The organism is Bacillus sp. CH140a_4T, from assembly GCF_008923725.1.
In the GTDB taxonomy this organism is placed as follows: domain Bacteria; phylum Bacillota; class Bacilli; order Bacillales; family Bacillaceae_G; genus Bacillus_A.
The window spans coordinates 200,593-213,851 of the sequence record NZ_WBPF01000016.1; the positions used below are offsets into that span (position 1 = coordinate 200,593).

The following is a 13,259-nucleotide window of genomic DNA, read 5'->3' on the forward strand; positions in this document are numbered from 1 at the left end:
CCAAAAATTCCTTTACCTTTCCCAACTATGGAATAGAAAAATCCATTTCTCCACCAACAGTATAATTAAAAATATCAGTATCGCTAGAATGTAGATATGTAGTTTTCCTTATCTTTGATTTCCAGTCGATATATTTTGATAAATAAGTCTTACCATTTTCTTCGACCATATTATAAATAGCTACTAAAGAAGCGTTCGCACCCAATTTAATCAAGGCTTCCATAATTTCCTCTACCCAAATATTATACGGTATAAAGCCGCCCCTTAATTAACAGTTGATGGTATTGTTGAGTCTTTGCAACCTTGTTAGAAAATCTTTATACAATCTTCTAAAAGTGCCTTGCTAATAGATAAGTTCCAAGCCCTCATTCTGCTATGCCAACGTTTATGATTCAAGAAGTTTTCCCATGTAATTTCATAAATAGAATTTAATGTTATATCTTTATTGAAAACAACTATTACTACATATTCAAATTTTTGTTTTTCTTCAATTTCACTATCCGGTTCATTTAATCCATAGAAGACACCTGTTACTTTTCCTGTTGTTGATTTAATACTATATCGATCTCCGTTGATACTTATTGCATCAATATTCTGGGTTCCTGTTGGTGCAGCTTGAAGTTTAGGTAGTTTAGGGTTTTCCTTATAATATTTAATAGCTAGGTATTCACCGAGTTCACCAATAACATTATTAGTTCTAATCATTCCCCTAGCTTTCAATTCCTCTAGCCACACACCGTAAATACTAATTAAATTATAGTCATTCATTGCCTTTAATATATCCCTAATATCTTCAGTCATCTTTTTCCCCCTTGATAAATCTATAGAAGAATACTCTTACTTTTTATTTTATTGGAATTAAGTTTCATCTGAATCTATATCATTTTTCTTATGAATTTTCAAAAGATTCTCGACGAAAGAAAAGTCATTATTTTGAGAGTAAATTTGCCGATACATACTTTCATTCGTTCCTTTATCTTAGTTTTTATTATTTTGTTTCTAGTGAGTAGCTTGATATATTAGTGGGTTTCTAGAGATTCAAGTCAAATGAAAGATACCACATCTACTTGTAGTATCTTTCATTCGTTTTTTTATTTGGTAACTCACCAAAGTAGAGAATGTTAATTATTTATAACAAGTTTATCCAGTTCAGGATTTTGTCCAGCTGCATTAGCTGCAGCTATAAAGGAATTTTTTATATCCTCATTGCTAAATAAAGATTTCACGTCCGGATAAATATTTCTATATTCCTCGAAATATTTTTTGTACCGATTTTCTAAATTAGCATAACCCTCCCTTTCTTTATCAAATCCAAAGTGTGTCGAGAACTTTATTCCATCTTTTTCAGTCCAGAATGGATAAGAATCAAAATCATCTTTGCCATTGTACATCATATTCAAAAATCCCATAATCATATCTCTTGGTCTAAAACCCTCACTAATACTAAAATTAGTATATTGTTGAAAATCTAACTCGCCATAGTTTACTTCTTGTTCAAACATTAACAAAAATAATGTTATAAGTGCCTCTAACTTTTCTTTATCTTTCTCTCCAGAATAAAAATCTTCACCATACCAAACTTTAATACAATCTTCAAATGTTGCGTGTCTTTTCAAGTCATCAAATAAATTAAAGTGAGTTGCATCCCCACCATTATACAAGACCTCGTACCTATTTCCTGTATCTAAATAAAAATCGAACATTCCATTTCTTCCGTTCCAAAATTCCCTAGTTCCCCAACCTTGCTTTAGTCTCTCAGCAGAAATCCCATCTTCAATCTTTTTTTCAATCTTCTTTTTGGCTTTAAATCCTACCAGCCCGGAGTAGCTTCTGTACTCAATACCAAAAGTTCCATACTTTGTAGACTCATACACTTTAAAAGATGGTCTAACCTTTTTTAAACCGCCACCAATAAATTTTTCTTTGTAGGTAATTCTACTTTTATAATAATCATTTAATTGCATACCACTTTCAAATTCTTTTTTATCGAAACTTTCATTCCGATTAAAATCGCTTGATACCAATTTAAAGTAATTTTCATGTAAAAATAAAAGGATTTTTGCATGATTTTCATAGATTCCCATATAAATATCCACCCTTTGTTTTTTAGTAAAATAATTCTATTTGATTATATAATACTACAGATATTTTAATTCTACTTTTTTCAAAAAGAGGCTATTACATAATGAAATACGGATACGCACGAGTAAGTACAGTGTCACAAGAATTAGATGTACAATTAACAGCATTAGAAAATGAAGGTTGTGACAATATTTATTCTGAGAAGTTTACAGGAACAAAATCAGACAGACCCCAATTAAAAGAAGTTCTTTCAATCCTAAAAGAAGGTGATACATTAGTTGTCACTAAACTAGATAGACTAGCAAGAAACACTGTTGAGGGAATCGAGATCGTAAAAGGACTATTTTCTAAAGGTGTAAGAGTTTATGTTTTAAATGAGGGACTATTAGAAGATACGACAATGGGAAGGTTCTTTTTAACTACATTATTAGCAGTGGCAGAAATGGAAAGAAACTTAATTATAGAACGTACTCAGGAAGGCAAAGCCATTGCCAAACAGCGTGACGACTTTAGGGAAGGTAGCGTTGCGTTGTTTCCTTTCTTTTGATAATGCAAGATGTATCGCTTCATAATAATTGTAGTAATATCCTCGACATTAATAACACCATGTTCTAAACAGAAATTTTCAAATTATTTCAGAATATCCCGATAGCTTTGTAGCGTTTTCAATGTAACATTTTTAAACTCTCTATCGTCCAAAAAATCAAGGACAGCAAATTGTAACAACAAAAACCACACCGCCTTTTTTGCGAAGTGGTTTTCGTTTAGTCATACCGGTTTGGTAATGACCATAACATTTTTAATTGTTAAGAAACGTACTCAAATTCTTGATATAACTAACTGTATGACCCGGAGAGGCTTGAATTCACGACTTCCACCTTGTCATTGTAAAACTCTTATCCTATATTAGTGTTACTAAATTTTTTTTATACATTCCCTTGCACCTACCCCAACGTCACCCCCTAACCTAAAGAAGACAAATCAAAAAGGGGGACCAAACCACTCATGAAAACCACCACAAAAGAAAAAAGAACCACCATCATCATGCTACTACTCTCAGCTGCAATAGGAATCTTTTCACCATTACTCATGTACATCACGCTTGCACGTAAAAATGAAGTGTACAAATACCATTGCCGAAAGGCCTTCAATTATCATTTGTTAATCTTTCTTCTATTTAATATTAGTTCGCGTATTAGTGATGTTTTGTTTTGGATTGTATTTATCTTTGAGGTAATTCAAGTGATCATTGTTGCGTGGAAAGTAACACGCGACGAGCCATATCGTTATTTCATTCGAATTCCTTTATTTAAAGAAGATAAGTATGTAGTGGAAGGAGAATAGGTGATGAAACAAGAAGTGGAGGTAAGGGGAAAGCGAACTTTTATCATGATTGCAGTGTTGTTTATTGCGATTTATATCGTTTTACGAAAAAGAAAATATGAGTACTTTTATGACGGTATTAGCGAGTATGAAAATCGTTATAGGGGGAATGTCCCTTTTTTGTTACTTGTTGTAGGTTTGTTTCAATATTGTCGGCAAAATGAGATGAGTTTTTCTCATATGCTTCAGTATGTGAAAGATAAGTTAGCGGAGTAGGTGATGATATGGCGTGGATGATTAGTGAGTTTGCAAGTGTTGGGGATGTTACGGTGCGGACGCTTCGTTATTATGACAAGATTAATTTATTAAAGCCGAGCGATTATACTGAGGGTGGGCATCGGTTATATACGAAAGATGATTTGTATGTGCTGCAGCAAATTCAATCGTTTAAGTATCTCGTTTTTTCGCTTGGGGAAATTCAAAATATTATATTGCAGCGTGATATAGAGACGGAAGAATTTTTAAGACAAATACGTTTTCAAAGGGAATTGCTTTTGGTGGAGGAAGAAAGAATTGCAAAGGTGCTTTCGCATATGGATGAGATGACGAAGAAGTTTCAAAAGGAAGAACGAGTGGATGTTGCTTTGTTTTCTTCATTTCTGCAAACTTTTATTTGGGAGAAAGAAAATAAAGAATGGTTAGAGGAACACTTTTCAAAGGAGAGTGTTCGAGCGTTTTATAATAATAAGGAACTAAAAGAAAAGTTTGATCGGCGTTTTATGGATGTGATAGGGAAGTTGAAAAAGTATAAGGAAGAAGAGAAGGATCCGAGTCATCATGAAGTTCAAGTTACCTTGAAGGAATTTTTCAATGTAATAGAAGAGGTAACGAACTATCTTGATACACCTCAAAGTGATATAGAGGATTTAATCAAACAATCAAAAATCCCATTGGCCGAATTCCCCGCTCTTTTTACGAGTGAGGAAGAACAGTATATAAAAGAAGCAATGAATAAAATATAGCCTGTAAGTAGACAGTTTCCCATTAGTAATAAAATAGGGAAGCTGTCTTTCTATTTTATTAAGACTAAAAACTATTTCCGATATCATGTTCTATTCTTTTTTTCATTGATTATCATCGTAATATAAATTCTTCTGTTTATTTCTTTTATAAGTATTTTTACAGGTAGTTCATTTGATGAATTTCAAATTATATTATCTGACAAATGAATCAAATATTTTTATATTGAAAAAAATATTAAAACATGGGAATATATAGTTTGGATGAAATTAATTGTAATTAAATAAAAGAGTGAGAGGGATAAACGATTTGAATACTTTATTTGCATTATTATTTTTTGTATGCTTAATAGCATTAATTATTGGGATTATTAAACCTCAATTAGTAGTTAGATGGGGATCAGAAGAAAAAAGAAATAGAAAAAGTGTACTAAAGTTCTATGGAATAGGCGTAGTAGCAACGTTTATTTTATTTGGTGTAACTTCTGAGGATACGAAAAAGACAGAAGAAGCAAAAACTGAGGCTAAGCCAGCTAAAGCTGAACAGAAGAAAGAGTTAACAGCAGAGGAAAAAGCAGCAGCAGAACAAGCGGCGGCAGAGAAAGCAGCGGCAGAGAAAGCGGCAACAGAGAAGGCAGCAGCAGAGAAGGCAGCAGCAGAACAAGCAGCGGCAGAGAAAGCAGCAGCGGAGAAAGCAGCAAAAGAGGAAGAAGAGCGAATTGGGTATGAAACAGGAATTACATATGATCAATTAGCTAGAACACCGGATGAGTTTAAAGGAAAGAAAGCTCAATTTACAGGGAAAGTCCTTCAAGTAATGGAAGGAGAAGGCGAGACACAATTAAGAGTAGCGGTTAATGGAAATTATGACAAAGTATTATATGTTGCTTATAAAAGTGATATTTTAAATTCAAGAGTATTAGAAAAAGATAATGTTACTGTTAAAGGGAAATCAGCAGGTATCTTTACTTATAAATCTACTATGGGTGGCGAAATTAGTATTCCGGCAATGTTAGTAGAAAAAATTGATATTAATCAATAAGAAGAAATGAAGCAGTTTAACAACTAGTTAAACTGCTTTTTCTATTATAATAGAAGAAAAACCAAACGGAGGGAAACCCACATGCCAACCTACAACAAACTAATCCGAAACAAAATCCCACAAATAATAAAATCTAACGAAAAAACACCCACAACAAGAATTCTACCCGAAGACGAATACATAAAAGAAATCTGCAAGAAAACACAAGAAGAACTAACAGAATACATCGAAGCGAAAACAAAACCCGATAAACTAGAAGAACTATCCGACCTACTAGAACTAATCAACGCCCTAGCCGAACATGAAGGCACAACGCTAGAAGAAATCAACAGCATCCGTAAAAAGAAAGCAGAAGAAAGAGGCGGCTTCTCAGATCGAGTCTTTCTAATCGAAGTAACCGATAAACAGCCCCTCCTAAGCCCCTTACAAGCCCCTACCAAGTAATAAATCACTAAGAAAAAACACAACAAAACAAAAACACCAACAAACACCGTAGTAGGAGTCGAAAAAAATTTTGAAATAACACGCCAAAAAACCGGCCCTCCTCCCATATATATTATGAAGAGGTTTTCACTTTTGAATGGAGACGGGAGGAATTTGGATGGCGGTGTATCGTACTGTGCAGGTGAATTTTTGGCAAGATGATTTTGTTTTGGATTTGACGCCGGAGGAGCGGTATTTTTATGTGTATTTGTTAACTTGTTCGAAGACGACGCAGTGTGGGATTTTTCCTTTTCCGAAGCGGTTAGCGGAGATGGAGACGGGTTATAATCGGGAGACTGTTGATAAGCTTGTGCAACGCTTCATTGATTATGGGAAGATTCTTTATGATGCGGAGACGCGAGAGTTATTCGTTTTAAATTGGCTTCGTTATAATCCGGTGACGAATACGAATGTGGAGAAGTGTGTGCTTCGTGAGCTGAAGGGTGTGAAGAATAAGGAGTTTGTACATATGTTTCTTCAGAAGTGCGTAGAGGAGGAGTTGAATGTTCCGATGCTGTTAGCGCATTTCGGTATGCCGAGTGATTTGGCTGTGGATGATGTTGAGCCAGTTTGCGAGGAGACAGAGGAAGAAGAGGTTATAGAGGAAGAGACGGGAAGTCGCGTGTTTTCTTTTTATGAGCAGCATTTCGGTAGTTTGTCTCCTCATACTGTAGAGGAACTGAGTGCGTGGATGGAAGATTTGTCAGAGGAGCTTGTGCTAAAGGCTCTTCAAATTGCGTTTGAGAATAATAAGCGGACGGTTGCTTATGTGAAGGGGATTTTGAGAGGCTGGCACGGGAAAGGATTTACGAAAGTGTGTGAGGTTGAGGCGGATACGGCTAATTTTCGGAAGAAGGATTCGTCTGTTAGTACGGGGGAGACGGAGGAGTTTTTGGCGAGGTGTGAGGAGTGGGAGAAGAATGCGCCGTCTGAGGAAGAGTTGCAGCGCTTTTTAGCGGAGCGCGGGTGGCGTCCATGAGTATTCAAAATGTGGAGGCGGAAAAGACGGTATTAGGTTCTCTATTACTTGATGGAGAGCTTATTAAGGAGTGCCGTTTGACGGAGCAGTATTTTTCGATGCCAGTGCACAAGTCTATATTTCAGTTAATGCGAAAAATGGAAGAAGAGGGGCAACCGATTGATCTTGTGACGTTCATTTCTAGGGTAGATCCGAAGTTTTTAGAGGGGATCGAGGGAATGGAGTATTTTATAGGGTTAATGGATGGTGTACCTACAACTGCCAACTTCTCTTATTATGAGGGGCTTGTTCGAGGTGCCTGGAAAATGTATCAGGCGGGTGTTCTCGGGCACAAGATGGGCGAGCGTCTTATTGCGGAGAAGAATGAGGAAATTATTGGTGAGACGATTACGGCACTTTGTGAGTTAGAGGAGAAGGACTGTGTATGTGAGTTTGATTTGAAGGATGCGCTAGTTGATTTATATGAAGAGCTTCATCAAGATGCGAAAGAGATTACTGGTATTGAGACTGGTTATACATCGCTAAATAAAATGACGTGCGGATTGCAGGAAGGTGATTTTGTCGTTCTTGGTGCGCGTCCTTCTATGGGGAAGACTGCGTTTGCGCTAAATGTTGGACTGCATGCGGCAAAGTCTGGAGCGGCAGTTGGACTATTTTCGTTAGAGATGAGTAGTAAACAATTGTTAAAAAGGATGGCGTCTTGCGTAGGTGAAGTGTCAGGAGGTAGGCTGAAAAATCCGAAGCATCGTTTTGCGATAGAGGACTGGGAAAAGGTGAGTAAGGCGTTTGCAGAAATCGGTGAGTTACCATTTGAGATTTACGATAACGCGGGCATTTCGGTGCAAGATATTTGGATGCAAACTCGTAAGTTAAAGAGGAAGCATGGTGATAAAAAGATTTTAATTATTGTAGATTACTTGCAGCTTATTACGGGTGATCAGAAGCATAAGGGCAATCGATTTCAAGAGATTAGTGAAATTTCTCGTAAGCTTAAGGTATTAGCACGTGAATTAAATGTTTGTGTAGTCGCATTATCGCAATTGTCTCGTTCTGTAGAAGCACGTCAAGATAAGCGACCTCTTTTATCTGATTTAAGAGAGACAGGACAAATTGAGCAAGATGCGGATGTCATTATGCTTATGTATCGCGAGGATTATTATGATAAGGAAACGGTGCAGAAAGAGATGACGGAGATTCATGTGGCAAAGCATCGGAATGGGCCTGTGGGGAGTTTTAAATTGAGATTTTTGAAGGAGTTTGGGCGGTTTGTGGAGGGGAAATAGTTGAAAGACTTGAGTATGACTTTGCAAATAAAGCATAAGTTTTTCATTTCATTAACTTATGCTTTATTCTTTGATTCTTTTAATATCCTTCTTATTTCCCCATAAAGAAAGATCGTCTCTCTGCCGTAATCCATTGCTCCAAGTCGTCTTGGCTACGTCGGACAAGTCGATTTACTAAAACATCATGCCATACATAATCCTCTAGTAAGTATATATGAACGGGGTCATCTGTATAAAAAGCAATATTACGCTCTTCAATTGATGGTCCATAAATCATCTCTTTAGAATCTATCGATAAAATAAACCAATGTTCTGTAGAGAGGGTTTCTGTATAGGGTGTGATACGATGAGCTTCTAGATTTTTAATTGGATTTTCAACATGTAAGGTAATACCTTGTACTGAAACTTTATCAGCTACCTCAGATAGTTCCTCTTTTAACGCTTCATACATCTCATCCCACATTGAAATGACAATACGTTGTTCTGCTTTTTTTATTAATGTCTGACAATAGCTAATGATTGTTTTGTTGTCTTTTAAAGTAATCACTCGATTATCCGTTTTTTCCTCGGAAGTTTCTAGTTTTTTTAATGAATCACTGATTCCTTCATAAGTAGACTGCCATTCTGATTGAGCCTTTTGTAAAAAGATTTCAACAGGTAGAGGTGAATAGCGAGTGGTGTCATTTATTTCTTCCTTCATGACAATTCCTTTTTCTACAAGGTTACCTAAAATCTCATAAATTCGTGCTCTTGGGACACCTGAATCCTTACTTACTTGGTAGGCTGTGACAGGCCCCTGTTTCACAAGAGATACATAAGATTTAGCTTCATATTCATTAAAACCCATTTTTTTAAGCTGTTGTACGATGTAGTCCACTTTTTTCGTCCTCCGATGTTTGCTTTTATCCCGTAAAAGCCCGATTGGTTCAACTAATAATCAGTGGGGGATGAACAAAGCCCCCACTGATTAAAGTTTCACTTTATATTTCAACGTTACAATAACTGTTTACATTTAGCAAATTATTAGTTACTATTCTGATAGTGACTAAAGGGGAGGTTAATAGTATGGAGTTTTCTTTAGACCCATCCGTATTAATAATTTTGATTGCTTTTGGATTTTTAGCTGCATTTATTGATTCAGTTGTAGGTGGCGGTGGACTCATTGCCTTACCAGCTTTATTATTTACAGGGCTGAATCCAGCAAGTGCAGTAGCCACGAATAAACTAGCATCAACAATGGGGAGTGCAACTAGTAATATTGTGTTTTATCGTTCTGGTAATCTTGATTTGAAATCGGCTTTAAAATTATTTCCAATTACTTTCATAGGCTCGATAGTAGGTGCATGGACTGTTCATTTAATGAACCCAGAAGTACTGAAGCCATTGATGCTGATAATGCTTGGTGCAGTCGCTATTTATACAATATTTAAAAAGGATTGGGGTAGTATTTCTACTCATAAGAAATTATCTGGTCGACACGTCATTAGTTTTACCTTTTTTATTTTTGCTATTGGTTTTTATGATGGATTTCTAGGGCCTGGCACAGGTTCGTTTTTAATGTTCGCTCTTTTATTTATTGGGTATGATTTTTTAAAAGCAGCAGGTAATGCGAAGTTTCTTAATTTAGGAAGTAATGTTGGTGCATTGTTAATATTTATGTATGTAGGGCAAGTAAATTATGCGTATGGTTTTATAATGGGGATTGCTCAAATTGCTGGAGGAGTCGTTGGTTCTAAGTTTGCTATAAAAAAAGGAAGCGGGTATGTTCGTGCTCTTTTCATTACAGTGACTTGTTTATTGTTAGCGAAAAATCTGTATGACTATATTCAGTAAGTAATTTTGGACATCTTTTCTTCAAAGAACGTAGAAAAGGTTAAATATGAAGACTACATAAAGTATAAGAAGATACCAGGAAAATTTCTTTAAAAAAAGTCTTATTTAAAAGAAAATCTAAGTGAAGAGAATGAAAATAATATAAACTCATATTTTTCTGGGGGATGTTTATCTATCTTAGTGAAATACCTATTCCACATTCTTTTTATAAACAACCCGCAACAATCCCTTAAAATCCACCTCAGCAATCAACACACTCACTAATATAAGCGTCGCGCCTAAGTATCCTTTTCCTGTGAGTGTTTCGCCTGTGAAAACGAAAGCGAAGCCTGCAGAAAATACAGGTTCTGATGAAAAGATAAGGCCTATATGTGTGTGTGTTGAAAAAGACGGATATTCTCATTCGATTATTGAAAGTTCGGATTTGAAGAAGATTGGTAAGTAGTATGTACAAAAAAACGCCTATTTCATATAGGCGTTTTTTTGATGGGGAAGTTATTCCTCTTCAAACTGAAAAATATCCCGGTTAATAAGTTGGTGGAGATACCTATCCATTTCAGCCGCAGAAACGCTTCTTTCATTTTTAAACCACCATGCGCTTAATGAGGTGATGGCGCCTGAATAAAATTCAATAATTAAATCATTTGGCATCGTATGGTTTTTGCACAGTTGATTTAATGCTTCTATTTCTTGTTTTCTCGTTTCGTGACTTAAATACTGTGTCCGGTTAATAAATTGTTCATCAGACATTTGCGTCTCTAATATTTTACCGATTTCTTCATGATGTAGAAATTGTTCCATTACTTGAAATGGTTTACTTAATCGATCTGAAACCGGTATTTCACCAATCATCTTGCTGTATCGTTTAAATCCAAATGCTAATAAAGCATCTTTATCTTCAAAGTGTTTATAAAAGGTTGTTCGGTGTACCATCGCGCGGTCACAAATTTGGTTAATCGTGATGGTACTATATTTCTGTTTTGATTGCGTCATTAATTCAAATAAGGAATCCCACAATAATTTATGTGTACGTCTAATACGTAAATCAAGTTGTTTTTCACTATCGTTCATCTACAATTCTCCTTTTTTGTAGATTAAATATACAGTGGCTGAAAATTGATTCTCCCTTTTTAATCTACATATGTATATTATATTACATGTGTTCAGGTGTATTTAAAGTTTTTTAAGTAAGAAACAGGAGGAGAATCTGCAAATGAATATGACAACTAAGAGCCCTGCAAGTGGCAAAGTTGATACTTCTAATATGAAACATACCCCCATTTTAATCGCATTACTTCTAGGGGCAATGGTTGCATTGTTAAACGAAACGTTACTTGGTAATGCGTTAACGGTATTAATGAAAGAATTTGGCGTAACAGCTTCAACGATTCAATGGCTTTCTACAGCTTACATGTTGGTAGTTGGGGTTTTAGTCCCAATTACAGCGTTACTTCAGCAATGGCTCACAACGAGACAAATGTTTTTGATCGCTATGGTAACGTTTTTAGTCGGTACATTAATTGCGGGATTCGCACCGACATTTTCCGTTTTATTAGTCGGCCGTATCGTCCAAGCTGTAGCGACGGGATTAATTACACCGTTATTAATGAATACAATATTAATCATTTGTCCGCCTGAAAAACGGGGTGCGACAATGGGATTAATCGCACTTGTGATGATGGCAGCTCCGGCAATTGGCCCTACATTATCTGGAGTGATCGTGGATTCATTAAATTGGCGCTGGTTATTCTATATTGTTATTCCAATCGTGATCATTTCCATTATGATTGGGATGAAGTACATTCAAAATGTTTCAGAGTTAACAAGACCAAAAGTAGATTATCCATCTATCCTTTTATCGACATTAGGATTTGGCGGGCTTGTATATAGCTTTAGTGCATCGGGTGATTTAGGATGGTCTGATGCGAAAGTGTATGGCACTTTACTTGTTGGGCTTATCTCATTATGTATTTTTGCTGTTCGACAATTGAAAATTGAGAATCCAATTTTAGAATTACGCGCATTTAAAGTTCCGATGTTTACATTATCAGTTGGATTAATAGTCATTGTGATGATGTCATTATTTTCAACGATGACTTTATTACCGATGTTTCTGCAAACAGTTTTACTCGTTACAGCTTTTAAATCAGGAATTATCATGCTTCCAGGAAGTGTTATTAGCGCCATAATGGGACCAATCGCAGGTAAACTATTTGATAAATTTAGTCCGAAAGTTATTATCGTTCCTGGCATTGTGTTAGTGGGAATTGCAATGTTCTTATTTAAAGGCATTACTCCTGACACATCAATGGTACAAATTATTGTTATGCATAGCGTATTAATGGTTGGACTCATGTTTGTCATGACAGCACAAACATACGGTTTAAATCAATTAACACCAGATTTATATCCGCACGGAACAGCACTGTTTAGTACGTTGCAACAAGTAGCTGGCGCAATTGGTACAGCTATATTCATATCGAAAATGTCTTCAGGAACAACTAGCTATATGGAGAGCTCCGCAAATCCAATGGACCCAGTCGAAAAGTTAAACGGTTTAACATCTGGATTCCAAGGTGCATTTACACTAGGGTTAATCTTTATCATTGTTGCATTTATCGTATCGCTGTTTTTAAAAGAAGAGAAAGAGGGAGTAAAGACAGCGAGGGTTTTACAGAACGAGAATTAAGGTTTATATAAAAAAGACATCTTTTCTAGAAAAGATGTCTTTTTTATATTTCTTTCGTAACAGTTATTTTGGATATCTTAATACAGAAGAATGGTCGGTGTAATCTTAATGAAGTGAGGATACAATAAAATTGTTCGTTTATTTGTATAAATATGGTACGTGTAATGTCTTTCCTTTTTAAGTATGAATAACTATTGAGAATAACGATGCAAAGCTTTGCTAATGACTAAAAGGCCGATAATAAGCGATAGTATTCTCATTATAAATTCTGCAACTAATAAGTTGCCCATAGCTGTCGATCCATCATACATCAATCCTGTGATGATAATGGGCGTGATCATAATGATAATTCCAATTCCTATTTGAAGAAGTAAATTCACGTTTTTACTCAAGATAATCACCTCCAAAAAATAGCGTAATACAAAATATGGAATTTTTTCGTTATACATTTATTATACTGTATCGAATTAAGGTTATGGTAATGTTTCTAAATTAAAAAAGAGGTGTCACATAGTCAAAAAATGAC

At 35.6% G+C, this 13,259-nt stretch carries 15 protein-coding genes and 2 pseudogenes; 10 read left to right on the forward strand and 7 right to left on the reverse strand.

What is annotated here, in order from left to right:
* Nucleotides 1-25: 25 nt before the first annotated feature.
* The 3 genes from F8162_RS16390 to F8162_RS16400 all read right to left on the reverse strand — a co-directional run bounded on the left by F8162_RS16390 (nucleotide 26) and on the right by F8162_RS16400 (nucleotide 2,084).
* Nucleotides 26-223: a hypothetical protein gene (locus F8162_RS16390; protein WP_151631473.1), complete on the reverse strand. Its 198-nt coding sequence runs from the start codon at nucleotides 221-223 to the stop codon at nucleotides 26-28.
* Between the two features lie 83 nt (nucleotides 224-306).
* Nucleotides 307-801 (reverse strand): hypothetical protein, encoded by a 495-nt coding sequence (locus tag F8162_RS16395; protein ID WP_098541720.1) that lies wholly within the window; start codon nucleotides 799-801, stop codon nucleotides 307-309.
* 320 nt (nucleotides 802-1,121) lie between these two features.
* Nucleotides 1,122-2,084: a hypothetical protein gene (locus F8162_RS16400; protein WP_151631472.1), complete on the reverse strand. Its 963-nt coding sequence runs from the start codon at nucleotides 2,082-2,084 to the stop codon at nucleotides 1,122-1,124.
* A 101-nt stretch (nucleotides 2,085-2,185) separates the two neighbouring features.
* Here F8162_RS16400 and F8162_RS16405 point away from each other — a divergent pair.
* The 8 genes and pseudogenes from F8162_RS16405 to dnaB all read left to right on the forward strand — a co-directional run.
* Nucleotides 2,186-2,602, forward strand: a pseudogene (locus F8162_RS16405) (recombinase family protein); the annotation flags it as partial.
* Nucleotides 2,603-3,087: 485 nt separating this feature from the next.
* Nucleotides 3,088-3,426 (forward strand): DUF4870 domain-containing protein, encoded by a 339-nt coding sequence (locus F8162_RS16415; RefSeq protein ID WP_151631471.1) that lies wholly within the window; start codon nucleotides 3,088-3,090, stop codon nucleotides 3,424-3,426.
* Between the two features lie 3 nt (nucleotides 3,427-3,429).
* On the forward strand, nucleotides 3,430-3,681 hold the full coding sequence (locus F8162_RS16420; RefSeq protein WP_151631470.1) for a hypothetical protein: 252 nt from the start codon (nucleotides 3,430-3,432) through the stop codon (nucleotides 3,679-3,681).
* Nucleotides 3,682-3,689: 8 nt separating this feature from the next.
* Nucleotides 3,690-4,427: a MerR family transcriptional regulator gene (locus tag F8162_RS16425; RefSeq protein WP_151631469.1), complete on the forward strand. Its 738-nt coding sequence runs from the start codon at nucleotides 3,690-3,692 to the stop codon at nucleotides 4,425-4,427.
* A gap of 307 nt (nucleotides 4,428-4,734) precedes the next feature.
* Entirely contained in the window at nucleotides 4,735-5,466 is a 732-nt protein-coding gene (locus F8162_RS16430; RefSeq protein ID WP_151631468.1) for a hypothetical protein, read from the forward strand.
* Nucleotides 5,467-5,547: 81 nt separating this feature from the next.
* Nucleotides 5,548-5,910: a nucleoside triphosphate pyrophosphohydrolase gene (locus F8162_RS16435; protein ID WP_151631467.1), complete on the forward strand. Its 363-nt coding sequence runs from the start codon at nucleotides 5,548-5,550 to the stop codon at nucleotides 5,908-5,910.
* Between the two features lie 157 nt (nucleotides 5,911-6,067).
* Nucleotides 6,068-6,928 carry a DnaD domain-containing protein gene (locus F8162_RS16440; protein ID WP_151631466.1) on the forward strand — a complete coding sequence of 287 codons (861 nt, stop codon included), beginning with the start codon at nucleotides 6,068-6,070 and terminating at the stop codon, nucleotides 6,926-6,928.
* Nucleotides 6,925-8,211 (forward strand): replicative DNA helicase, encoded by a 1,287-nt coding sequence (gene dnaB / locus F8162_RS16445; protein ID WP_151631465.1) that lies wholly within the window; start codon nucleotides 6,925-6,927, stop codon nucleotides 8,209-8,211. The genes F8162_RS16440 and dnaB overlap by 4 nt, the downstream gene beginning before the upstream one ends.
* 91 nt (nucleotides 8,212-8,302) lie before the next feature.
* Here the strand turns inward: dnaB and F8162_RS16450 are convergent, their stop codons facing one another.
* Entirely contained in the window at nucleotides 8,303-9,088 is a 786-nt protein-coding gene (locus tag F8162_RS16450) for a TrmB family transcriptional regulator (RefSeq protein WP_151631464.1), read from the reverse strand.
* 188 nt (nucleotides 9,089-9,276) lie between these two features.
* Between F8162_RS16450 and F8162_RS16455 the strand changes: the two genes are divergently transcribed.
* The gene (locus tag F8162_RS16455) at nucleotides 9,277-10,044 is read left to right on the forward strand and encodes a TSUP family transporter (protein WP_151631463.1); all 768 of its coding nucleotides are present in this window, start codon (nucleotides 9,277-9,279) and stop codon (nucleotides 10,042-10,044) included.
* A 189-nt stretch (nucleotides 10,045-10,233) separates the two neighbouring features.
* Here F8162_RS16455 and F8162_RS16460 read toward each other — a convergent pair.
* Nucleotides 10,234-10,431: pseudogene (locus F8162_RS16460) on the reverse strand (EamA family transporter); the annotation flags it as partial.
* A 108-nt stretch (nucleotides 10,432-10,539) separates the two neighbouring features.
* Entirely contained in the window at nucleotides 10,540-11,115 is a 576-nt protein-coding gene (locus F8162_RS16470; protein WP_151631462.1) for a TetR/AcrR family transcriptional regulator, read from the reverse strand.
* A 142-nt stretch (nucleotides 11,116-11,257) separates the two neighbouring features.
* On the opposite strand from F8162_RS16470, the gene F8162_RS16475 reads away from it, so the two are divergent.
* Nucleotides 11,258-12,733 carry an MDR family MFS transporter gene (locus tag F8162_RS16475; protein ID WP_151631461.1) on the forward strand — a complete coding sequence of 492 codons (1,476 nt, stop codon included), beginning with the start codon at nucleotides 11,258-11,260 and terminating at the stop codon, nucleotides 12,731-12,733.
* A gap of 191 nt (nucleotides 12,734-12,924) precedes the next feature.
* On the opposite strand, the gene F8162_RS16480 is transcribed toward F8162_RS16475, so the two are convergent.
* Nucleotides 12,925-13,125 carry a hypothetical protein gene (locus F8162_RS16480; RefSeq protein ID WP_151631460.1) on the reverse strand — a complete coding sequence of 67 codons (201 nt, stop codon included), beginning with the start codon at nucleotides 13,123-13,125 and terminating at the stop codon, nucleotides 12,925-12,927.
* Nucleotides 13,126-13,259 lie beyond the last annotated feature (134 nt).